This is a genomic window from Aeromonas sp. ASNIH5 (assembly GCF_002902865.1).
GTDB classification, from domain to species: domain Bacteria; phylum Pseudomonadota; class Gammaproteobacteria; order Enterobacterales; family Aeromonadaceae; genus Aeromonas; species Aeromonas caviae.
In genome coordinates this window covers 1,317,613-1,340,398 of the sequence record NZ_CP026122.1, presented here as the reverse complement: position 1 = coordinate 1,340,398, position 22,786 = coordinate 1,317,613, and the positions used below count along the sequence as shown (strand labels likewise).

At 62.4% G+C, this 22,786-nt stretch carries 20 protein-coding genes and 1 pseudogene; 10 read left to right on the top strand and 11 right to left on the bottom strand.

The genetic code is table 11. The features are described 5' to 3' along the window. Nucleotides 1–3 precede the first annotated feature (3 nt). Nucleotides 4–1,452 carry an aminotransferase-like domain-containing protein gene (locus C2U30_RS05870; protein ID WP_045525377.1) on the bottom strand — a complete coding sequence of 483 codons (1,449 nt, stop codon included), beginning with the start codon at nt 1,450–1,452 and terminating at the stop codon, nt 4–6. 120 nt (nt 1,453–1,572) lie between these two features. Between C2U30_RS05870 and C2U30_RS05865 the strand changes: the two genes are divergently transcribed. The 3 genes from C2U30_RS05865 to C2U30_RS05855 are packed head-to-tail and all read left to right on the top strand — an operon-like array spanning nt 1,573 to nt 4,413. After that, nucleotides 1,573–3,144 carry a cytochrome ubiquinol oxidase subunit I gene (locus tag C2U30_RS05865; RefSeq protein ID WP_103243397.1) on the top strand — a complete coding sequence of 524 codons (1,572 nt, stop codon included), beginning with the start codon at nt 1,573–1,575 and terminating at the stop codon, nt 3,142–3,144. After that, nucleotides 3,144–4,271 (top strand): cytochrome d ubiquinol oxidase subunit II, encoded by a 1,128-nt coding sequence (cydB, locus tag C2U30_RS05860; protein WP_103243396.1) that lies wholly within the window; start codon nt 3,144–3,146, stop codon nt 4,269–4,271. The genes C2U30_RS05865 and cydB overlap by 1 nt, the downstream gene beginning before the upstream one ends. 28 nt (nt 4,272–4,299) lie before the next feature. Then, nucleotides 4,300–4,413, top strand: coding sequence for a CydX/CbdX family cytochrome bd oxidase small subunit (locus C2U30_RS05855; RefSeq protein ID WP_010674207.1), 114 nt, complete (start codon nt 4,300–4,302; stop codon nt 4,411–4,413). A gap of 63 nt (nt 4,414–4,476) precedes the next feature. Here the strand turns inward: C2U30_RS05855 and C2U30_RS05850 are convergent, their stop codons facing one another. From C2U30_RS05850 to C2U30_RS05830, 5 genes and pseudogenes are all read right to left on the bottom strand, one after another. Continuing rightward, the gene (locus C2U30_RS05850; RefSeq protein WP_103243395.1) at nt 4,477–5,646 is read right to left on the bottom strand and encodes an MFS transporter; all 1,170 of its coding nucleotides are present in this window, start codon (nt 5,644–5,646) and stop codon (nt 4,477–4,479) included. Nucleotides 5,647–6,188: 542 nt separating this feature from the next. After that, nucleotides 6,189–6,991 (bottom strand): annotated as a pseudogene (gene dkgB, locus C2U30_RS05845) (2,5-didehydrogluconate reductase DkgB). Nucleotides 6,992–7,081: 90 nt separating this feature from the next. Then, nucleotides 7,082–7,372, bottom strand: coding sequence for a putative quinol monooxygenase (locus C2U30_RS05840; protein ID WP_103243394.1), 291 nt, complete (start codon nt 7,370–7,372; stop codon nt 7,082–7,084). A 154-nt stretch (nt 7,373–7,526) separates the two neighbouring features. After that, nucleotides 7,527–7,892: a VOC family protein gene (locus tag C2U30_RS05835; protein WP_103243393.1), complete on the bottom strand. Its 366-nt coding sequence runs from the start codon at nt 7,890–7,892 to the stop codon at nt 7,527–7,529. A gap of 26 nt (nt 7,893–7,918) precedes the next feature. Next, nucleotides 7,919–8,305 (bottom strand): DUF6404 family protein, encoded by a 387-nt coding sequence (locus C2U30_RS05830; protein ID WP_103243392.1) that lies wholly within the window; start codon nt 8,303–8,305, stop codon nt 7,919–7,921. Between the two features lie 168 nt (nt 8,306–8,473). Between C2U30_RS05830 and C2U30_RS05825 the strand changes: the two genes are divergently transcribed. After that, nucleotides 8,474–9,376, top strand: coding sequence for a LysR family transcriptional regulator (locus C2U30_RS05825; protein ID WP_041212776.1), 903 nt, complete (start codon nt 8,474–8,476; stop codon nt 9,374–9,376). 177 nt (nt 9,377–9,553) lie between these two features. Here the strand turns inward: C2U30_RS05825 and glpK are convergent, their stop codons facing one another. Both glpK and C2U30_RS05815 read right to left on the bottom strand, forming a co-directional pair. Beyond that, entirely contained in the window at nt 9,554–11,056 is a 1,503-nt protein-coding gene (gene glpK / locus C2U30_RS05820) for a glycerol kinase GlpK (protein ID WP_010674229.1), read from the bottom strand. A gap of 54 nt (nt 11,057–11,110) precedes the next feature. Beyond that, entirely contained in the window at nt 11,111–11,959 is an 849-nt protein-coding gene (locus tag C2U30_RS05815; protein ID WP_103243391.1) for an MIP/aquaporin family protein, read from the bottom strand. Between the two features lie 490 nt (nt 11,960–12,449). On the opposite strand from C2U30_RS05815, the gene glpT reads away from it, so the two are divergent. The 6 genes from glpT (at nt 12,450) to tyrA (ending at nt 20,476) form a co-directional block, all read left to right on the top strand. Then, nucleotides 12,450–13,805, top strand: a complete 1,356-nt coding sequence (gene glpT, locus C2U30_RS05810; RefSeq protein WP_010674232.1) for a glycerol-3-phosphate transporter — start codon at nt 12,450–12,452, stop codon at nt 13,803–13,805. A 101-nt stretch (nt 13,806–13,906) separates the two neighbouring features. Then, nucleotides 13,907–14,665 carry a DeoR/GlpR family transcriptional regulator gene (locus C2U30_RS05805; RefSeq protein WP_010674233.1) on the top strand — a complete coding sequence of 253 codons (759 nt, stop codon included), beginning with the start codon at nt 13,907–13,909 and terminating at the stop codon, nt 14,663–14,665. 449 nt (nt 14,666–15,114) lie between these two features. Continuing rightward, nucleotides 15,115–16,602 carry a glycerol-3-phosphate dehydrogenase gene (gene glpD, locus C2U30_RS05795; RefSeq protein ID WP_103243389.1) on the top strand — a complete coding sequence of 496 codons (1,488 nt, stop codon included), beginning with the start codon at nt 15,115–15,117 and terminating at the stop codon, nt 16,600–16,602. 102 nt (nt 16,603–16,704) lie between these two features. Next, nucleotides 16,705–17,784, top strand: coding sequence for a glycerophosphodiester phosphodiesterase (gene glpQ, locus C2U30_RS05790; protein ID WP_103243388.1), 1,080 nt, complete (start codon nt 16,705–16,707; stop codon nt 17,782–17,784). Nucleotides 17,785–18,144: 360 nt separating this feature from the next. Then, nucleotides 18,145–19,218: a 3-deoxy-7-phosphoheptulonate synthase gene (locus tag C2U30_RS05785; RefSeq protein ID WP_010674236.1), complete on the top strand. Its 1,074-nt coding sequence runs from the start codon at nt 18,145–18,147 to the stop codon at nt 19,216–19,218. 118 nt (nt 19,219–19,336) lie between these two features. Further along, on the top strand, nt 19,337–20,476 hold the full coding sequence (gene tyrA, locus C2U30_RS05780) for a bifunctional chorismate mutase/prephenate dehydrogenase (protein WP_043155285.1): 1,140 nt from the start codon (nt 19,337–19,339) through the stop codon (nt 20,474–20,476). Between the two features lie 114 nt (nt 20,477–20,590). Here the strand turns inward: tyrA and hdfR are convergent, their stop codons facing one another. The 3 genes from hdfR to eco form a co-directional block, all read right to left on the bottom strand. Then, nucleotides 20,591–21,466 carry an HTH-type transcriptional regulator HdfR gene (gene hdfR, locus C2U30_RS05775; protein ID WP_039038620.1) on the bottom strand — a complete coding sequence of 292 codons (876 nt, stop codon included), beginning with the start codon at nt 21,464–21,466 and terminating at the stop codon, nt 20,591–20,593. After that, nucleotides 21,466–21,822 carry a DUF413 domain-containing protein gene (locus C2U30_RS05770; RefSeq protein ID WP_010674239.1) on the bottom strand — a complete coding sequence of 119 codons (357 nt, stop codon included), beginning with the start codon at nt 21,820–21,822 and terminating at the stop codon, nt 21,466–21,468. Before C2U30_RS05770 ends, hdfR begins: the two co-directional genes overlap by 1 nt. Nucleotides 21,823–22,113: 291 nt before the next feature. Continuing rightward, entirely contained in the window at nt 22,114–22,596 is a 483-nt protein-coding gene (gene eco, locus C2U30_RS05765) for a serine protease inhibitor ecotin (RefSeq protein WP_010674240.1), read from the bottom strand. Between the last annotated feature and the right edge of the window lie 190 nt (nt 22,597–22,786).

The window sequence follows — 22,786 nt, the reverse complement described above, 5'->3', positions numbered from 1 at the left end:
CCGTTACGGGCCCTTGTCGTGTGAGGCGTCAGGGGGGTTCTGCCAGGTTTCCCGTTGCCGGGCGATGAGGTCCGCAAGCCGGTTGAGCGCCGCGTCCAGCTGCGGGCTCCAGGGATGGGAGCTGTTGAGGCGAAGGCAGTGGTTGTGCTGGCCCTGGCTGGAGAAGAGGGCCCCGGGGGCGATGGAGACCCCCTGTTCGATGGCGCTGGCATAGAGCGCCCGGCCATCGAGGCGGGCGTCAAATTCGAGCCAGAGAAAGTAGCCCCCGTCGGGGGAGGAGATACGCGCCTCGGGAAAGAGGCGCATCAGGGCTGCCCGCATCTGCTGCTGGCGCTGGGCCAGGGTGTGGCGCAGGCGGCGAAAGTGGGCGTCCACCCCGCCCTGGCGCAGCATGTCGGCCAGCGCCAGCTGACTGGGCACATTGGTCGAGAGCGTCGACATCAGTTGCAGCCGCTGGATGCGCTCGGCGTGGCGCTTCGCCACCACCCAGCCGACCCGAAAGCCCGGCGCCAGACACTTGGTCCAGGAGCCGCACAGCAGGCTCTCTCCCCGCGCATCCCAATGGGTGATGGGCCTTGGCCGCTCGCGCCCGACATAGAGCTCCGCGTAGACGTCATCCTCCACCAGGGGGACCTGATGGCGGTTGAGCAGCCCCATCAGCGCCTGCTTGTGCTCATCCGGCATGGTGTGGCCGAGGGGGTGCTGCACATTGCCCATCAGCCAGCACGCCTTGACGGGGCGCTGGGCGAGGGCCTCCTCCAGCAGGGCGAGATCGATGCCCACCCCGGGGATCACCGGGATCTCCACCACCTTGAGCTTGAGCCGCTCGATGGCCTGCAGGGCGCCGTAGAAGGTGGGGGACTCCACCACCACCCAGTCGCCGGGCTCGGTCAGCACCTGAAGACTGAGGGAAAGCGCCTCCATGGCCCCCGTGGTGATGATGATCTGTTGGGGATCCACCGCCATCCCCTCGCCGGCGTAGCGCCGGGCGATGGCGCGGCGCAGTGCCTCGTTGCCGGGGGGCAGATCTGCCACCGTGCTGAAGGGGTCGAGGCGGCGCATGCAACTGCCGAGGGCCCGACCGAGTTGGGGGTGGGGGAAGAGTGTCGGGTCCGCCACCGCCATGCCAAGGGGCACCAGCTCCCGTGACTTGCTCGCCTGCAGCACCTCGAACACCAGATCGTTGATGTCCACCGAGCCGCTGTAGCGGGCCTGCTGGGGCTGGCTCTCCCGCCGGGCCGTGCTCGCGGCCTTGACGTAGTAGCCGGACTGGGGCCGCGCCAGGATGAGGCCCCGGCTTTCGAGCAACTGATAGGCCTGGAGCACCGTCATGGGGCTGAGGCCGTGGGTCTTGCAGCTCTGGCGGATGGAGGGGATGCGCTCCCCCGGCTGCCAGAGGCCGCTCGTGATCTGCTGTTGCAGCTGGTCTGCCAACTGGCCGTAGCGGGACATGGTGGGCCCAAACTGTTATAGGTGTTTTTCACTATAACTGCATCTGTTATAGGTGTCATGGACCATGGTGTACTTGGCGGGCGAAAACCTGTCCGTTAAATGCAACATAGAGAGTCATGCATGATAAGCCTGGATGATGTGGTCAGCCTCTCCCGAATACAGTTCGGGGCGACGGCGATGTTCCACTTTCTGTTTGTGCCCCTCACCCTGGGGCTGTCCTGGATCCTGGTGATCGCCGAGTCGGCCTACGTGATGACCGGCAAGGTGATCTACAAGGACATCACCCGCTTCTGGGGCAAGCTGTTTGGCATCAACTTCGTGATGGGGGTGACCACCGGGATCACCCTGGAGTTCCAGTTCGGGACCAACTGGGCCTATTACTCCCACTATGTCGGCGATATCTTCGGCACGCCGCTGGCGGTGGAGGGGCTGATGGCCTTCTTCCTCGAGTCCACATTGGTGGGCCTCTTCTTCTTCGGCTGGGACAAGCTCTCCCGCGGTCAGCATCTGCTGGTGACCATGCTGGTGGCGCTCGGCTCCAACCTCTCCGCCCTCTGGATCCTCATCGCCAACGGCTGGATGCAAAACCCGGTCGGCGCCGAGTTCAACCCCATGACCATGCGCATGGAGCTGGTGGATGTGGCCGCGGTCATCTTCAACCCGGTGGCCCAGGTCAAGTTCGTCCACACGGTGGCGGCAGGCTATGTGGCGGCCTCCCTGTTCGTGATGGGGGTGAGCAGCTGGTATCTGCTGCGCCGCATGGAGGTGCGCTTCGCCCTGCGATCCTTTGCCATCGCCTCGGGCTTTGGCCTCGCGGCCATCCTCTCTGTCATCGTGCTCGGGGACGAGTCGGGCTATCGCTCGGGGGAGGTGCAGAAGGTCAAGCTCGCCGCCATCGAGGCGGAGTGGGAGACGGAGCCCGCCCCGGCTTCTTTCACCCTGTTCGGCCTGCCGGATCAGCGGGCCGAGACCACCCACGCGGCCATCAAGATACCCTATCTGATGGGCATCATCGCCACCCGCTCCCTGGATGAGCAGGTAACGGGCCTCAAAGATCTGAAAGCGCAGCACGAGGCGCGCATTCGCAGCGGCATGTTGGCCCACGAGGCGCTCGAAGCGATGCGGGCAGATGGCAGCAACCAGGCGGCCCGCGCCACCTTCGAGCGCCACCGCAGCGATCTGGGCTACGGCCTCTTGCTCACCCCCTATGCCAAGGAGATTGGCAAGGCGGACGAGGGGGCCATCGCCAAGGCGGTGGAGGACTCCATCCCCCAGGTGGCGCCACTGTTCTGGAGCTTTCGCCTGATGGTGGGCATCGGCGTGGCGCTGCTGGCGCTCTTTGCCGCCGCCTTCCTGCAGCTGTGCCGGGGCAGGCTGGTGCAATCCCCGCGGCTGCTCAGGGCCCTGCTCTGGTCTATTCCGCTGCCCTGGATTGCCATCGAGGCGGGCTGGTTCGTGGCGGAGTTCGGTCGCCAGCCCTGGACCATCAGCGACGTGCTGCCGGTGTCGGCCTCCGTCTCCCTGCTGCAACCGGGGCAGCTCTGGTTCAGCCTCATCGCCATCTTCCTCATCTACAGCAGCCTGCTGGTGGTGGAGTTGTTCTTGTTGCGTCATGTGATCCGCAAAGGGCCTGCCAGCCTGCAGACGGGTCGTTATCAAGGTGAAGTGTTGCAAAACGGGAGTCCTGCCTGATGGATTACGAAACCCTGAAAGTGATCTGGTGGGGGCTGGTGCTCTTCCTGCTGGTCGGCTTCGTGGTGATGGATGGCTTCGATCTCGGGGTCGGCATGCTGCTGCCCGTGGTCGGCAAGACGGATGACGAGCGGCGGGTGCTGCTCAACAGCGTGGGGCCGGTGTGGGAGGGCAACCAGGTGTGGCTCATCGCCGGTGCCGGCACCCTGTTTGCCGCCTGGCCCCTGGTCTATGCCGCCGCCTTCTCGGCGCTTTACGTGCCCTTCATGTTCCTGCTGTTCGGTCTCTTTTTGCGACCGGTGGGCTTTGACTATCGCAGCAAGCTGCCGGACCCGGTCTGGCGCCGTTGGTGGGATCGCGCCCTGGTGGTGGGCGGTCTGCTGCCGACCCTGGTGTTTGGTGCCACCCTTGGCCTGGTGCTGCAAGGGCTGCCGTTTCGCTTCGATGCGGCCCTTCGCATCCACTACGGCGCCTTTGCGTTCCACTGGCCGCTGCTGTTGACCGCCATGGGGACGGCGCTGGCGCTGCTCTTGTTGCACGGTGCCAGCTTCCTGCAGTGCAAGACCCAGGGGGCCATAGCGGCGCGCAGCGCCCGCCTCGCCCTCTGGCTCGGCCCCCTGGCGAGCGCCCTCTTTGCCCTTGGCGGCGTCTGGCTTGGGGAGATGGCGGGGTATCGCATCACGGCCATCGGCGATCTCAACGGTGCCCTCACTCCGCTGATGAAAGAGGTGGTGGCGGTGCCGGCGGGCTGGCTTGGCAACTTTGTCGCCCATCCGGTGCTCTGGGCCGTGCCTGTGATCGGGCTCCTGCTGCCCCTGGTGTGCGCGCTGGCAAGCCGCCTCGGCAAGTCCGGGCTGGCGCTCGTGGCCAGCGGCGGTGCCTGCGCCGCCATGATGCTGACTGTGGCCATCGCGCTCTTCCCCTTCGTGCTGCCCTCGTCCCTGGATCCGGCCAGCAGCCTGACCCTGTGGGACAGCACCTCCAGCGAGCGCACCCTGCTTATCATGCTGGGGATCGTCGGGGTACTGATGCCGGTCAACATCGGCTACACCCTCTGGGTCTACCGGGTGGTGCGCGGCAGGGTCAGCGCCGAACAGGTGCGCCAGCACGGCCACAGCCTCTACTAATCCGCTTCAACACAAGGATCAACGCGATATGTGGTATTTCACCTGGTTGCTGGGGCTGGGGTTCGCCTTGCTCTGCGGGCTGGTCAACCTGCTCTGGCTGGAGGCGCGCTGGGCTGCCGATGAGGATCTCAAGGAGCCCTGAGCCTCGCATCTTGCCCATGAAAAAAGGCCGACACAGGATGTCGGCCTTTTGCTTGCCCGGGGGTCAGGCAAGGGCGGCGCGGCGCTCGCCCGCTTCGCTGACATGGGTGAGGCCGTAGGCCAGCAGCACGATGAGGGCGCCAATCCAGGGGGTGTGCATCAGGCCGAGGTGCTCCACCACGAAACCGCCGACCACGGAGCCCAGCGCAATGCCGACGTTGAAGGCGGCGATGTTGAGGCCGGAGGCCACATCCACGGCATTGGGGGTGTGGCGCTCGGCCTGTTTCACCACCAGTACCTGCAGACCCGGCACGTTGCCAAAGGCGAAGGCGCCCCACACCAGCACGGTCAGTACCGCCAGCACCGGGTGCGGCGCGGTGAAGGTGAGCACCAGCAGCACCACGGCGAGCCCGGCGAACAGCAGCTTGAGCGCAGGCAATGGGCCCATCCGGTCGGCGAGCTTGCCGCCCCAGATATTGCCGACCGCCACCGATACCCCGTACACCAGCAGGATCAGGCTCACCGCACTGGCGCCAAAGCCGCTCACCTGTTGCAGGATGGGGGCGAGGAAGGTAAACGCCGTGAAGGCACCGCCGTAACCGAGCGCCGTCTTGGCGTAGACCAGCAGCAAGGGCTTCCTGGTGAGCACCGAGAGCTGCTCGCGAACGCTGGAGGCGGCCCCCTTCGGCAGGTTCCCCGGTACCAGCAGCAGGCTGCCCACCATGGCGACGAGGCCGAGCAGGCTCACCACCAGGAAGGTCTCGCGCCAGCCAAAGACCTGACCAATCCAGGTGCCAAGCGGGACGCCGGTCACCAGGGCGACCGTGAGGCCGCTGAACATGATGGCGATGGCGCTGGCCGCCTTCTCTTTGGCCACGAGACCCGTGGCGATGGTGCTGCCTACCGAGAAGAAGACCCCGTGGGCCAGCCCGGTGAGGATGCGGGCCACAATCAGGCTCTCGTACCCGGGGGCCTGCCAGGCCAGCAGGTTGCCGACGGTGAAGAGGGCCATCAGCCCCACCAGCAGCCACTTGCGCGGCAGCTTGCCGGTGAGCGCCGTGAGCACGGGGGCGCCGATGGCCACCCCAAGGGCATAGAGGCTGACCAGCAGGCCCGCCGAGGGGAGCGAGACATTGAGCTGCTCGGCGATGGTGGGGATGAGCCCCACGATCACGAATTCGGTGGTGCCTATGGCAAAGGCACTTAAGGTGAGGGCAAATAACGCCAGTGGCATAACAACTCCTTGGATTGGGACTCCCGACGGGAGAATGGCGCCAGTATGCCGAGGGTGTTTGTTGGTAAAAATGACGGCAACGTCAAATTACTTTTGCCAAATCAGCAGCAATGGGGTCGTGAAATGGGGTTCCGGGAGTGGGCGAGGCCGCGAGACACACACGGCCATGCAGCACAAGTGAATGCAGAGGCAAAGCCTGTAGAGGCAAGGCGTATAGAGGAAGCTGGGGACAAAAAGGCAGGGGCACAAAGAGGAAAGGGCAAGGGAAGGTGGCAGTCGCGCCCGGTATTGAGACAAAAAAACGGGAGGCACAGTGCCTCCCGCTCAGGTTCTCGTCGATGGTGTCGGGTTTTCTTTGCTCCCTTCTCCCCTTGCGGGAGAAGGGCTGGGGATGAGGGGGCTATCTGGTTGAAGGCCTGATGACCTGAATAGAAGAGCCTGCCCTCACCCTCTCCCTCTCCCATAGGGAGAGGGGATAGCCCGTGGTTGCAGTCTGTTCGTGAGGGTCTCCGCTATCCACCGCCGAATCGAGAGGCCATGGTTTAATCCCAATTCGGCGCAAAGTCCGGGTTGGCGCAGCGCTCACCCCGATCCAGGGTGGCGATGGCGGCCATCTCATCGCGACTGAGTTGCACCTTCAGCGCAGCCAGGTTGGCGGCCAGATTCTCCCGTTTGGTAGAGCTCGGGATCACCGTCATGCACTGGGCCAGCAGCCAGGCCAGGGACACCTGGGCTGCCGAGACGCCGTGGCGCTGGCCGATCTCCATCAGCAGCGGCTCGGTGAGCACCTTGCCATAGGCGAGTGGCATATAGGCGGTGATGGCGATGCCGTGGGCCTGGCAGAACTCCACCACCTTGCGGTTTTGCAGCAGGGGGTGGATCTCCACCTGCTGGTGGGCGATGGCGCCCGGCCCCAAAATCTCGATGGCCTGTTTAAGCTGGGCCACGGTGAAGTTGGAGACCCCGATCTCCCGGGTCAGGCCCCGGGCTTTGGCCTCGGCGAGCTGCTCCAGATAGACCGCCATCGGCACCTCATCCTGGGGGAGGGCCAGTGAATGAGCGCCAGATCCAGATAGTCGGTGCCGAGTTTTTCCAGGCTCACTTCCAGGCTCGGGATCACCTTGCCCGGACCGAACTCGCTGGTCCACACCTTGGTGGTCAGGTAAATATCCTGGCGGGGCACGCCACTCTCGCTCATCAACTGGCCGACGTCGGCCTCGTTGTCATAGATCTGGGCGGTATCGATATGACGGTAGCCAAGTTCCAGCCCCTGGAGCAGGGAGTTGCGAAGGGGCTGATCTTTCAGGCGGAAGGTTCCAAGACCCAGGTTGGGCATCTTCATCATCAAATTCCTCAGGTTAGTGTTTCTACGCTCAATGCTTTGTCTGTTCGCCGGGCCTGCGGTGCAGATCCGGCGGGGAGGGCGCCGGCAGCCTCAGACCCTGTGATAGCGGCGCACCAGGCTGCTGGCAAACCACTCCTGGGTGTCGGCCACGAAGGCGAGAAAATGGGGCTGCTGCTGGTGGGCGCTGAGGGCGGCTTCACTCTCCCACTCCTCGAACAGCATCCAGCTGTGGGGGCTCTCCAGGCTCTGGTGCAACTGGTAGCGAAGGCACCCCGGCTCTTGCAGGGTAGCGGCGATCAGCGGCTCGAGGGCGGCGCGGAACTGGGCGGCGAATTCGGGTTTGGCGTCAAGCTGGGCAATCACAATCAGGGGGGATGGCATCTGAACCTCCTCGTTAAGACGGGAGTCAGTATGCCCGCCCCAGACTGGGGGATACAGGGCAGCAGTCGCAAAACACTATTGAGGTGAGTGCAGCAATGTGGCCTCCCCATGGCTGGTCGTGGTGCAGGTAGGCCAGGGGGAGGGCGGAGTATTATCAGGCGCTGGCCGGTTCGGACCAGACCGCAAATTCATTGCCGCTGGGCTCGACAAAGTGAAAGCGGCGGCCACCGGGGAAGTCGAACAGGGGGCGCACTATGGTGCCGCCATGCTGGCTCACCTTGCTCTGGGTCGCCTCAATATCGGCGCTGTAGAACACCAGGAGCGCCCCGCTCTGAGCACTCTGGCTGCACAGTTCGGCGCGGTAGAAGCCGCCATCCAGCCCTTCCCCTTCGAAGGCGCAATAATCGGGGCCGTAGTCGGCAAACTGCCAGCCAAAGGCGGCGGTGAAGAAGGCCTTGGTGGCGGCAAGATCCCTGGCCGCAAACTCCACATAGTTCAGTTTTTCATGGGCCCTGGTCATAAGGCGCTCCTTGTCGATATTGGTGGTTATTTCGGTTGCCAGCGCTTTTGCGTGGGGCTCGTGGAGTGGGGCAAGGCGTTCCAGGGGGTCAGCTTGAGCTGCTTGCGCCGAAACCAGAACCAGGTCCCCATCAGCAGACCGAGCCCGATGCCAAACAGCAGGCTCTGGCGCAGGGCAAACCCCGGGCTCACCTCATCCTGCCAGCCGAGGCACCACATCAACACCCCCCAGATAGCGCCGATGGGGAGTCCCAGGGCAAGAACGTTGATCAGAAAGCGTTCGTAGTGGGGCGGCCTGATGGTGAACCCCGCCTTTCGCAGCAGCCAGATGATCGGCGGGTTGTAGTTGAGCGTTTGCACGCCCTTCTCGGCCAGCTCCCGATGGGCGGCGGCCAGCCTGTTGTCGAATGTCATGGATCGTCCCTGTCATAGTGTGGCGCCATACGGTGCCGGTTGGCGGCATTGTACTGGCAATGGCGCAGATAAAACAGGTGGTGCGTCACGATACGAAGCGACGCCTGTCTTGCCAACTCCCGGCCACTGCGCCTATAAAGCCCCATGACTCTTGCCAGGATAACAACAATGAAGACCCATTCCGATGAATTGACCCTGTTTGTGGCGGTGGTGGAGGCGGGCAGCTTTCGCCAGGCGGCGGAGAATCTCGGCATGGATAATTCCGTGGTGAGCCGCGGCATCAAGCGCCTCGAAGAGAAGCTCGCCACCGTGCTCCTCAACCGCACCACGAGGCGGGTCAGCCTGACCGAGGAGGGGAGCTGGTTCTATCAGCGGGCGGTGAAGATCCTGACCGAGATGAGCGAGGCGGAAGGGTTGCTGCTGATGCGCCGGGAGCAGCCGGAGGGCATATTGCGGGTGGACGCCGCCACCCCCTTCATCCTGCATAGATTGGTGCCCATCATCGGCGAGTTTCGCCGCCGCTACCCCGCCATCGAGCTGCAACTGCACAGCTCCGAAGGCTTCATCAACCTGATGGAGCGGCGGGTGGACATGGCCATTCGCATCGGCGAGCTGACGGACTCCTCCCTGCGGGCCCTGCCCCTTGGCCGCTCGCGGCTGCGGCTGCTGGCCTCCCCCGACTATCTGAAGGCACGCGGTACCCCGCGCCAGCCAGCTGACCTGCTGGCTGGCCACGAGCTGCTCGGTTTTTTGCACCCCGATCACCTCAATCATTGGCCCCTATTGAGCGAGGAGCAGGGGGACAGGTTCGCCATCACCCCGACCCTGCGGGCCAGCAGCGGGGAAACCTTGCGTCAGCTGGCGCTGGCGGGGCAGGGGATCGTCTGCCTGTCGGACTTCATGACGGGGGATGACAGGGCGAGCGGGGCGCTGGTGGAGGTGCTGGCCCGCAGCAACAGCGGCGCCTCGCGCCCCATCCATGCGGTCTTCTACTCCGATGCCCAGCGGGACATCCGGCTGCGGGTCTGGCTCGATTTCCTGAAAGAGCAGCTCGGTGCTGAGGCGTTGTAAAGGGCATGTCGACAGTTCCAACCCCTTCCCGGCCTCCCCCTCCACGAGGGGGAGGGGTTATTTTCTCCCACTCCTCAAAGGGAGGGGGTCGAGGGGCTTGCGAGCGCCAATAAAAGAGGCCGACATCGCTGTCGGCCTCTTTGCTTTTTTCATCTCAAGGATGCGTCGGTTACCCCATCACTCCTCTTCGGCCCAGCGGCGTGAGCGTTCCACCGCCTTCTTCCAGCCGCTGTAGCGCTTGGCGCGATCGTCGCGGTCCATCTGCGGAATGAACTCGCGGTCCACGCTGAACTTGTCTTCCAGCTCTTCAGAGCTCTTCCAGAAGCCCACGGCGAGGCCGGCCAGGAAGGCGGCGCCCATGGCGGTGGTCTCGATGCGGGTCGGACGCACCACAGGGGTGTGCATCATGTCAGCCTGGAACTGCATCAGGAAGTCGTTGGCCACGGCGCCGCCATCCACCTTCAGGGCTGCCAGCTTGATGCCGGAGTCCTGCTGCATGGCATCCAGCACGTCGCGGCTCTGGTAGGCGATGGATTCGAGCGCCGCACGGATGATGTGGTTGCGGTTGGCGCCACGGGTCAGGCCGACCATGGTGCCGCGAGCATACGGATCCCAGTAGGGGGCGCCCAGGCCCACGAAGGCCGGCACCAGGTAGACGCCGTTGGTGTCGCCTACCTTGCTCGCGAAGTAGTCGGTATCGCGGGCATCGTGGATGATCTTGAGCTCATCGCGCAGCCACTGGATGGTGGCACCGCCCATGAAGACCGCCCCTTCCAGTGCGTAGTTCACTTCCCCTTTCGGGCCGATGGCGACCGTGGTCAGCAGGCCGTTGCTGGAGCGAACCGGCTCGGTGCCGGTGTTCATCAGCATGAAGCAGCCGGTACCGTAGGTGTTCTTGGCCATCCCTTTTTCGAAGCAGAGCTGGCCGAACAGGGCGGACTGCTGGTCACCGGCGATACCGGCGATGGGGATGCGGGCGCCGCCGCCACGGGTGGTGTAGCCATAGACCTCGGAGGAGGGTTTGACTTGCGGCAGCATGGAGGCGGGGATGCCCAGCTCGTCCAGCATGCGCTCATCCCACTTCAGGTCGCGGATGTTGTAGAGCATGGTGCGCGAGGCGTTGGTCGGGTCGGTGACGTGCACCTCGCCGTTGGTCATCTTCCACACCAGCCAGGTGTCGATGGTGCCGAACAGCAGCTCGCCGTTCATTGCCTTCTCGCGGGCCCCTTCCACGTTGTCCAGGATCCACTTCACCTTGGTACCGGAGAAGTAGGCATCCAGCACCAGGCCGGTGTTTTCGCGAACGTACTCTTCCAGGCCCCGGGCCTTGAGCTCTTCGCAGATGGCCGCGGTGCGGCGGCACTGCCAGACGATGGCGTTGTAGATGGGCTTGCCAGTGGCCTTTTCCCAGACGACGGTGGTTTCACGCTGGTTGGTGATGCCGATGGCGGCGATCTGCTCGCTGTGCAGGCCGCTCTTGGCCAGCACTTCGGTGAAGACGGAGGACTGGGTCGCCCAGATCTCCATGGGGTCGTGCTCGACCCAGCCCGCTTTCGGGTAGTGCTGGGTGAATTCGCGCTGGGAGGTCGCGACGATGTTGGCGTCCTGATCGAAGACAATGGCACGGGAGGAGGTGGTGCCCTGGTCCAGCGCAACGACAAATTTCTTTTCAGCAGACATGATGTTCTCCACGTTTTTATTTTCCACGTTGTTACACGTTGGGGAGGGCCGCTCTCAGGCGGCGGCCTCTTCTTTGTTAGACAGCTTGGCGGCTTCTTCGGTGGCGAAGCGGTTGCCCGGGACGCAGGGAGCCAGCACTTTCACATACAGGGCGGTACCGATCTGGGCGCCGACGATGGGGCCAAGGATGGGGACCCAGAAGTAGGGGTTGTCACGACCACCGGTCAGGGCCACGTCACCCCAGCCAGCCACGAAGGCGAACAGTTTGGGGCCAAAATCACGGGCCGGGTTCATGGCAAAGCCGGTCAAGGGGCCGAGGGAGGCGCCGATCACCGCGATCAGGATGCCGATGAGCAGGGCGGCGGCGAAGCCTTTGGGGGCGCCGTTGTTGTTGTCACCCAGTGCCATGATGCCCAGCATCAGGACGGCGGTGATCACCATCTCGACCGCGAAAGCCTGCATGTTGGAGAGCAGGGCATTGGGGTAGGTGGAGAAGATGCCTGCGGTGCCGAGGCTCTCGACGCTGCCGCGCACCACGTTGTGGGTCAGCTCCCACTGGGTGAACAGGTTGCTGTAGAGGGCGTAGACCAGGGCGGCGGAGGCGAATGCCCCGGCTATCTGGGCGATGATGAAGGGCACCACCTTGCGCTTGTCAAAGCCGCAGAAGGTCATCAGCGCCAGGGTCACGGCAGGGTTGAGGTGGGCACCGGAGATGCCACCGGTGACATAGATGGCGATGGCGACACCCAGGCCCCAGGTAATGGAGATTTCCCATTGCCCGAAGTTGGCGCCAGCCAGCACCAGGGCAGCCACGCAGCCGACGCCGAAGAAGATCAGCAGGCCGGTGCCGATAAACTCGGCGAGGCACTCGCCAAGCAGGGTATTGGGTCTTTGTATGCTCATAGTTGTTATTCCTTATATCCACCCACAGTAGGTTTGATGTTCCGTTTTGTTATCTTTCATTCCCATTCATTGCGCCCGAAAACGTTTCTTCTTGTTTTTTGAGCTTGCGCAAACGTTATGCTCGTTTGCGCTCGTTCTTGGACGAGAGAGAAAATAAACCTTCTGCGTCAATTCACCATACCCCCGCCACCGGAAATGTGGGCAAGATCCCATTCATTGCTAAGAAAATGTGACGAAAAGCAACAGTTGTCGGCCATATTACTCCTTAGTGAGTAGCCAAAAGCCACGCCATGCGTGGGCTGACCCTGGATGCGCGTTCACTCACTGCGTCACAATTTTTGTAATAAAACTGCAATAATTTAGCGCTCATCACAGATTAAATGTTCACAAATGAGCACAATAGGCTCGCTTGCGAATCAAGACGCGTCTGATCGCCGGCATGAGCGGGGCGTCCTCAACCGCCCAGAACAACAATAAAAGGAAGCAGAACATGCTTAGTCTCTTCAGGCCTGCACCCCATATCGACCGGCTGCCGGCCGACAAGGTGGATCCCTTCTACAAACGCATGCGTTGGCAGGTGTTCTTCGGGATCTTCTTCGGGTATGCGGGTTACTACCTGGTACGGAAAAACTTCAGTCTGGCGATGCCCTACCTCATCGAGCAGGGCTTCTCCCGCGGGGATCTGGGTCTGGCCCTCTCCGGCGTCTCCATCGCCTACGGTCTCTCCAAATTCCTGATGGGGAACGTGTCGGACAGATCCAACGCGCGCTACTTCCTCTCCGCCGGTCTGCTGCTCTCGGCAGGCATCATGTTCATGATGGGGACCATGCACTGGGCTACCTCCAGCATTGGCATCATGTTCGTGCTCCTGTTCCTGAACGGCTGGGCACAGGGCATGGGCTGGCCCCCCTGCGGTCGCACCATGGTGCACTGGTGGTCGCAGAAGGAGCGGGGTGAGATCGTCTCGGTCTGGAACGTGGCCCACAACGTGGGCGGCGGCATGATAGGCCCCCTGTTCATCCTCGGCATGGGCTGGTTCAACGACTGGCGCAGCGCCTTCTATGTGCCTGCGGCGGCGGCGGCGGCCATCGCGGTGATCGCCTTCTTCGTGATGCGCGATACCCCGCAATCGGTCGGTCTGCCCCCCATCGAGGAGTACAAGAACGACTACCCGAAGGATTACAACGAAAGCCACGAGCAGGAGTTCTCCGCCAAGGAGATCTTCATGAAGTACGTGCTGCACAACAAGCTGCTCTGGTACATCGCCATCGCCAACGCCTTCGTCTACCTCATCCGTTACGGCGTGCTGGACTGGGCGCCCACCTATCTGAAAGAGGCCAAGGACTTCAGCGTGGATCACTCCTCCTGGGCCTACTTCCTCTATGAGTGGGCGGGGATCCCGGGCACCCTGCTGTGCGGCTGGATCTCCGACAAGATGTTCAACGGCCGCCGTGCCCCGGCAGGCATCCTGTTCATGGTGCTGGTGACCCTCTCCGTGCTGGTCTACTGGTTCAACCCGGCGGGCAACCCGACCATCGACATGATGGCCCTGGTCGCCATCGGCTTCCTCATCTATGGCCCCGTCATGCTGATCGGCCTCTACGCCCTGGAGCTGGCGCCCAAGAAGGCGGCCGGTACCGCGGCGGGCTTCACCGGCCTGTTCGGTTATCTGGGTGGCGCGGTCGCGGCCAACGCCATGCTGGGCTACACCGTTGACCACTTCGGCTGGGACGGCGGCTTCATGGTGCTCACCGTCTCCTGCGTGCTCTCCATCATCCTGCTGGCCATGACCCTCAAGCACGAGAACGAGTCGATTGCCGCCAAGGCGGCTGCCCATAAGGCATAAAACGTGATCCTGCCCTTATCGATTGGAAAAGGGATCAGGTACACTGCCAAAGGCCCCGCACCTGCCGGGGCCTTTTTTCGTCTCATCTGCGGAGTGCAAGCGTGAAGCAAACCCAACGACATCTGGAGATCCTGGACGTCCTGACCCGGCAGGGTTTCGTCTCGACCGACGATCTGGTGACCCATTTTGACGTCAGCCCCCAGACCATTCGCCGGGATCTCAACGATCTCGCCGAACAGAACAAGATCCGGCGCCATCACGGCGGGGCCTCACTGCATTCGAGCACCGTCAACACCGCCTACAGTGCCCGCAAGGTGATGCAGCTCAAGGAGAAGGAGCGCATCGCCCGGGAAGTGGCCGCCAACATCCCCGACGGCTCGTCGCTCTTTATCGACATCGGCACCACCACCGAGGCCATCGCCCGGGCCCTGCTCGACCACCGGGAGCTGCGTGTGGTCACCAACAACCTGAACGTCGCCAGCATCCTGACCGCCAAGGATGACTTCACCGTCATCATCGCCGGCGGCGAAATTCGCAACCGGGATGGCGGCATCGTCGGGGAGGCGACCCGCGACTTCATCGGCCAGTTTCGCATGGACTACGGCGTCATCGGCATCTCGGGCATCGACAGCGACGGCTCCCTGCTCGATTTCGACTATCACGAGGTGAAGATCGCCCAGGCCATCATCGCCCACTCCCGCCAGGTGTTCCTGGCCGCCGACCACACCAAGTTTGGCCGCAACGCCATGGTCAACCTCGGCAACCTCAACCAGATCCACGCCCTGTTCACGGATCAGGAGCCGCCGGAGAAGCTGATGCGACTGATGTCCCAGCATCAGATCGCCTGCCATATCTGCTGAGCTTCCCCGCACAGGCATCAGGCCGCCTCGGGGCGGCCGCTTTTTTTCCTGCCCCCTCCAGGCCTGCGGCATCTCCCTTGCGGCGCCTAAGAGGCCAGTTCCTAGCGCTGATACTCTTTCTTTGATCCCCTGATGTTGCCCCCGCACTCGGGCGCCAGGTTTGCACCGACGCTAGGCGCCTGCGAGGGATTCACGCCATCGCGCTCACCGCCTTGCCTCATGGCCTCCCCATCCGTGACTCTTTGCTCTCCTCCCTGCCCGAAATGGTTGTTTCCGGCAGACCTTAGCCTTGCCAGGCCGTCACCGACTGGCAGCATTTTTAGCATTGTGAAAACAATCGCGATCACATTTCTCTCACGAAATGTTCGTTTATTGGTTTTTCATGTTCTAATATGAGCGAAATCAAACATTGCTGTCATGGCAAACACAAAATAAGAAAGTAGGTGAACATGAGCGAACATTATGATCTGGTCGTCGTCGGCGGCGGCATCAACGGGGTCGGCATCGCGGCAGATGCGGCGGGGCGGGGGCTGAAGGTGGCGCTGTTCGAGGCGAGCGATCTCGCCTCTGCCACCTCGTCCAACTCCAGCAAGCTGATCCACGGCGGCCTGCGCTACCTCGAACATTACGAATTCCGGCTGGTGAAAGAGGCGCTGGCGGAGCGGGAGGTCCTGCTCGGCATGGCTCCCCACATCGCCCGTCCCATGCGTTTTCGTCTGCCCCATCGCCCGCACCTGCGTCCGGCCTGGATGATCCGAGCCGGTCTCTTCCTTTATGACAACCTGGCCAAGCGGGACAAGCTCAAGGGGAGTTGCGGTCTGCGCTTCCTGCCACAGGACGGTCTCAAGAGCGGCATCAACAAGGGCTTTGAATACTCGGACGCCTGGGTCGACGACGCCCGGCTGGTGGTGCTCAATGCCATGCTGGCGCGGGACAAGGGCGCCGATGTGCAGACCCGTACCCGCTGCGTCAAGGCGGTGCGCGGATCCAAGCACTGGACCCTGACGCTGGAGCGGGAAGGGGGCGAGCAGTTCACCGTCAGCTGCCGTGGTCTGGTCAATGCGGCGGGCCCCTGGGTCAAGACCTTCTATGACGAGAGCCTGAGCGAGAAATCCCCCCGCGGCATTCGCCTCATCAAGGGGAGCCACATGATAGTGCCGCGCATCCATGAGCGCGAAGAGGCCTACATCCTGCAAAACGAGGACAACCGCATCGTCTTCGTCATCCCCTACCAGCAGGACTATTCCCTCATCGGCACCACGGACGTGGAGCACAAGGGCAGCCCGCGGGAGGCCAAGATCAGCGATGCCGAGATCAACTATCTGTGCAAGGTGGTCAATGCCCACTTCACCAGGCAGATAAGCCCGGCAGACGTGGTGTGGACCTATGCCGGTGTGCGCCCCCTGTGTGACGACGAGTCCGATTCACCCCAGGCGGTGACCCGGGACTACACGCTCGAGCTCAGTGGTGAATCCGACGGCGCGCCGCTGTTGTCGGTGTTTGGCGGCAAGCTCACCACCTACCGCAAGCTGGCCCAGGCCGCCTGCAACAAGCTCAAGCCCTGGTTCAGCCAGATGGGAGAGGACTGGACCGCCTCCTGCCGGCTGCCCGGTGGCGAGTTCGACTGCTCGGTGCGTGAACTGGCGCGAGCCTTTGCGCTGGAATTCGACTGGCTTGACGATCGCAGCGCCCTGCGCATCGCCGAAGCCTATGGCGCTCATGCCCGCCTCTGGCTGAAGGAGGAGCGCGGCCAGCACTTTGGTGCCGGGCTGTATGAATCCGAAGTGCGCTATCTCATCGCGCGCGAATGGGCTCACTCCCTGGAAGACATCCTGTGGCGCCGCAGCAAGCTGGGGCTGCGCCTGTCGGAATCCGAACAGCAGCAGCTCGGTGCCTGGCTGCTCGAGCACCACCACGCCCTGCCCAAGGCCAGCTGATGACCCATGGCGGGCGGCCTTTGCCGTCCGCCGTCAAACTGCAATAAACCCCTGCTATAACAATTACCTGCATCCTACACACCATAACAACGAGATCTCTTGATGAAGCAACCTCACCGTACCCTGATAGCCCTTGGCCTCGGGGCTGCCCTGGCGCTGCCTGCACTGGCGGCCGACGAAGGCAAAATCGTGATCGCCCACCGTGGTGCCTCCGGTTACCTGCCGGAACACACCCTGGAATCCAAGGCCCTGGCCTATGGCATGGGCGCCGACTATCTGGAGCAGGACCTGGTGATGACCAAGGATGACCAGCTGGTGGTGATGCACGATCACTTCCTCGATGGCATCACGGACGTGGCCGAGCGCTTCCCCGGCCGGGCCCGCCCGGACGGTCGCTACTATGTGGTGGATTTCACCCTGGACGAGGTGCGCTCCCTGCGCATGACCGAGCCGTTCCAGCTGGTGGACGGCAAGCAGGTGCCGGTCTATCCGGCGCGCTTCCCGTTGTGGAAGTCCAGCTTCAGGATCCACACCTTCCAGGAAGAGATCGAGATGATCCAGGGGCTCAACAAGAGCACCGGCAAGCACATCGGCATCTACCCGGAGATCAAGGCTCCCTGGCTGTTCCGCCACGAAGGCAAGGACATCTCCAGGGCGGTGCTCAAGGTACTGAAGGAGTACGGCTACACCAGCAAGAGCGACAAGGTCTATCTGCAGTGTTTCGATGCCAACGAGCTCAAGCGCATCAACAGCGAGCTGATGCCCGCCATGGGTATGGACTTGAAGTTGGTGCAGCTGATGGCCGAGACCGACTGGAACGAGACCATGGTCTACGATGCCAAGGGCAAGGCAACCCCCTATGACTACGACTGGATGTTCAAGCCGGGGGCCATGAAGACCATCGCCACCTATGCCGAGGGGATAGGTCCCTGGAAACCCATGGTGGTGACCGAGCCGGGCACTCCCGGCAAGCCGGTCTTCACCGGCATGGTGAAAGAGGCCCACGCGGCCGGTCTCAAGGTGCATCCTTATACCTTCCGTCAGGATGAGGGGCAGATCCCGGCCTATGCGAAAGACTTCACCGACCTGCTCAACATCTTCCTCTACCAGGCCGATGTGGATGGGGTATTCAGCGACTTCCCCGACAAGGCGGTCGAGGCTATCAAGGCCCACGGCAAATAATAAAAGAAGAGCAACACGGGAATGCAAGCGGGGCCAGGTGCCCCGCTTTTTTGTGCCCGGCGTCATCGCCGGGATGAGGGGCCATGAGAGGGGGGCAGAGAGATGATATTGAAATGGATGGGTGTAATCTAATGTTTACGATTCGGGGCTGATTTGGCCTCGCGAGTCGCTACTTTTGAGTTGTTTCACTCTGCATTCTTGGTCATTTATCCATCTGTCAGCGTGCAAAGACGCTGGTTTCACTTGATTGTTTGTTTTTCCTTGGTAAGGTGGGGGCGGTTGCGTAACAAAGCGCTGACTTGTGTAAACAAAAATATACGGTCAGCGCCCTTGGCTTGAAACAGTAGAGAGAATGAGAAGATGCAAAGAGATCCCCTGAACAACATCCATATCCAGTCCGAACAAGTGATGATCACGCCTGCCCAGCTCAAGGAGAAACTGCCCATCTCCGATCGCGCACTGGCATTCGTGCAAGGGGCCCGCAATACCATCGCCGACATCATCCACCGTCGCGATCACCGCTTGCTGGTGATCTGTGGTCCCTGCTCCATCCACGACATGGACGCTGCCAAAGAGTACGCAACCAGACTCAAAGCGCTTCATGACGCCTATCAGGACTCTCTCTACATTGTCATGCGGGTCTACTTTGAGAAGCCGCGCACCACGGTCGGCTGGAAGGGCTTTATCAACGATCCGAACCTGGACGGCACCTTTGACGTGGAACTGGGTCTGCACCGCGCCCGCGAGCTGCTCTGCTGGCTGGCCGAGCTGGAGTTGCCGCTGGCGACCGAGGCGCTCGACCCCATCAGCCCGCAATACCTGGCGGAGCTCTTCTCCTGGTCTGCCATCGGTGCCCGCACCACCGAATCCCAGACCCACAGGGAGATGGCCTCCGGCCTCTCCATGCCGGTTGGCTTCAAGAACGGCACCGACGGCAACCTCGGCACCGCCATCAATGCGCTGCAGGCCGCTTCCAGCCCCCACGCCTTCATGGGGATCAACCAGCAGGGTCAGGTCGCGCTGCTGCAGACCCAGGGCAACCCGGACGGCCACGTGATCCTGCGCGGCGGCAAGCACCCGAATTACGATTCCGTCAATGTGTCGCTGGCGGAAGAGGCGCTGGAGAAGGCGGGTCTGCTGCCCGGTCTGGTGGTGGATTGCAGCCATGGCAACTCCAGCAAGGATCACCGGCTGCAGCCCAAGGTGGCTGACAACGTGATCCACCAGATCCAGGAGGGCAACCGTTCCATCATCGGGGTGATGCTCGAATCCAACCTGTTCGAAGGCAACCAGTCCAGCGAGCAGCCCAAGTGCGAGATGCGCTACGGCGTCTCCATCACCGATGCCTGCATCGACTGGGAGACCACGGATGCGCTGCTGGCCCGCTGCCACAGCCAGCTGGCGGCACCACTTTTGGCCAGAACATCGGCATAAGCCGTGGTATCTTGTTGTAACTGATTGAACCATCGAGGTATCACTGCCCACGCAGTGATACCTTGTTGCCTCTTGAATGACAGGGCGTCGCTGCGGGCGGCGCCAGCAGGGACTGGACATGGCGGAAGAGTTGAATGCCCTCAGGGACAAGATAGATGCGGTGGACAAGCAGCTGATTGATCTGCTGGCTGCCCGTCTCGCCCTGGTGGGGGAAGTGGGGGAAGTGAAGAGCCGGCACGGCCTGCCCATCTATGCACCGGATCGGGAGGCGAGCATGCTGGCCCGCCGCCGCGCCGAGGCCGAGGCACTGGGGGTGCCGGGGGACCTTATCGAGGATGTGCTGCGCCGGGTGATGCGCGAATCCTATATTCTGGAGTCCGCCAGCGACAAGGAGCACCACTTCAAGTGCATGATGCCTGAGCTCGGCAAGGTGGTGATCATCGGTGGCCAGGGGCAGCTTGGCCGCCTGTTCGGCAACCTGTTCAGCCTCTCGGGCTACCGGGTCGAAACCCTGGGTCAGGCCGATTGGCCGCGCGCCGACGAGATCCTGCACGGCGCCGGGCTGGTGATGGTGGCGGTGCCCATCGACGTCACCTGCCAGGTGATCGACCGGCTCGGCAACCTGCCTGAGAACTGCCTGCTGGTGGACGTGACCAGCGTCAAGAGTGAACCGCTTGCCCATATGCTGGCGGTACACCAGGGGCCTGTGCTGGGGCTGCACCCTATGTTCGGGCCGGACGTGGCGAGCCTCGCCAAGCAGGTGATCGTCTGCTGTCAGGGACGCGATCCCGCCGCCAGCCAGTGGCTGCTGGAACAGATGACCATCTGGGGGGCGCGTTTGCAGCAGGTGGAGGCCAGGGCCCACGACGAGGCGATGACCTTCATTCAGGCGCTGCGCCACTTTGCCACCTTCGCCTACGGCTGGCACCTCTCCCGGGAGCAGGCCAACCTCGACCGCCTGCTTGCCTTAAGCTCTCCCATCTACCGGCTGGAGCTGGCCATGGTGGGACGGCTGTTTGCCCAGGATCCCCATCTCTACGCCGACATCATATTGTCGTCGCCCCAGAACCTCGCGATGATCCGCCGCTACTACCAGAACTTCGGCGAGGTGCTGGGCCTGCTGGAGCGGGGCGACAGGGAGGGCTTCATCGAGGCCTTCAGCCAGGTCTCCGGCTTCTTCGGCGAGCGGGCGGAGGAGTTCCTGCGCGAGAGCCGCACCCTGCTGGCCCAGGCCAACGACCGTCGCCATCACGGCTGATGCACAAAGACATCCATATAAAAGGGGCCTGATGGCCCCTTTTTCATGTTGTTTGTGCTGCACCGATAACTACGGTAGATGAAAACACTGGTCTGGGCGTGAAATCGCCCTGTTTCATTCGGCAGGCGGTTGACGCAAGTCGGCGTCATGCCAGCCCAGAGGCAGGGTGAGCAGCTGATCGATCAGCTCCCGTCGGTCGGATTTCTCCAGATAGGCGAGGTAGAGCGGGCGGCTCAGGGATTGGCCCCCTTCCACCAGATGAAGCTGCCCCTGCTCCAGGAAGGGGCTCACCATGCGCCTTGGCAGGTAGGCGGCGCCGCCGTTGGCCAGCACGAATTGCAGGGCCATGCTGGCGGAGCTCGAATGCAGCACCGGGGTCTTCTGCAGGCTCTGCAATCGGCTCGATGGCGGTTCGAAGCTGGTGCCCCAGTCGAGATGAATGTGGGGCATCTGCATCAGGCTGTCGGCGTTTGCGGCCGGCTCCCGGCTCACCAGTTCGAACACCAGCTCGCCGATGGGGTGCAGGGCAATCTCGTCGATCTTGGTCGGCTCGGAGAGCAGGGCGAGATCGAGGGAGCGCTCCAGCAGCTGGCGACAGAGGTGCTCGCGGGAGGCCGTTTCGAGGCGCACCGCGAGACCGGGGGCCAGGGCATAGACATGGTTCAGCCAGTCGTTGAAGTCGAGCTCCCAGAAGACGGCGGGGGCACCGATGGCAAGCTGCTGGCTGAAACCGGGGGAGAGGGCCACGTCCTGCTTGGCGCGCCCCAAAGTATGCAGAATGGCGTCTGCGTAGGGCAGCAGACGCTCACCGGAGGCAGTCAGGCGGATGTTGTTGCGATGACGGGCAAACAGGCTGACCCCGAGTTGCTGCTCGAGCTGGCGGATCCGGAAGCTCACCGCCGACTGGGTCAGGTAGAGATTTTCAGCCGCCCGGCCAAAGTGCCGGGTCTTGCTGACCTCGATGAAGGTCCGAAGCAGCTCGGTATCCATTAATCGAGGGACTCGTCGCTGCCGCCACCGCCGCCTTCAAAGCTGCCACCCGCATCTTCATTGGCGCCGCCAGCGACGGTGCACAGACGGTGCACGCGCTTGGGGCCGATGACTTTGAGATACTTGAACCACACCTTGGCGTGGGGGTTGTTGCCGGCTGCGCCGGATTTGACCTGTTCGATAAAGGCACTTTCTACGTCATCGCGCGGGGCCAGGTTGCCCTGATAGAGCGCCAGCATCACGGTGCCATATTTTTCCAGACTGTCCGCTTCGGCCACGGTGAATTCGCCACTGCGACGCAGGCCACGGGGAAAATGTTTGAAGTCGTTGAAACGCTTGTCTGATTCGAAGCTCATAGTGCTCTTGTTCTGGTTAGTTTGACCTTTGCGGGCAAGTATCATCAGGCCGTCGCAGAGTGCAAAATCAATTTTCTTACTATGTTAATAAATATCTTTTATCGAACAGGGTTTGTCGCATCCCGAGGGGGCATTTTGCGGTGCGCTGCACAAAAAAGCCTGAAAAATAGTGGAGTTATGTCAGATTTTGTACAGGAAAAACCGCTCAAAAACGGGCTCGGAAGCTAAAAATAAGGCGCCGTATGGCGCCTTTTTATCATCATGACTGAGCTGAACCCGAGTGCGCGGCACTCACTCAATCATGGCTGGCTGTGCCAGGTTGTCGGCACGCCACAGACGATAGCGCACCTCATACTCCTGGGGCACATAGATGACGAAGGGCAGCTTGGAGTTGTAGTTCACGAAGAAGCCCTGACCGTAGATCTGGACGAAACTCTCCTTCTTCTGGCCGTCCGGGCAGGCCATCAGGGTGCTGACGGGACCGGTGACCTGGCCCAGAGTCAGGTAGTTGTAACCCCAGCCCTTGACGCTGTGCTGTTCCAGATTGCCCGCGAAGCGGGGCAGGTTGCAGTCGACCAGCATCTTCTTGCCGACTTGCAGCTCGACCATCATGTCGGCTTCGTTCTCGACTTCCGGCAGACGGATCACGACACGTTCCTGGTTCACTTCGGCGGCGGGGAACATGCTGATATCAAATTTTTTCGGTTCGGCGGCGAAGGCATGGCCACCCAATAACAAGGCGCCCAGCAGGCTAAAACGCAACACGGTTTTCATCTGTACCTCTTGGGATTGGTTCAACGCCGCTAGACTAACCGCTCTGCCGGTTTCATGCCAGCGCTGCGGCGTGCAAAACCGCCCTGAACAGGCATCACATGACGCAATTTGATGCTTTTTTGACGGCCAGGGTCACCCTGGCGCTTCTTGCCTCGTGTCAAACAGGGGGCCGGGTGGCCCCCATGGCCAG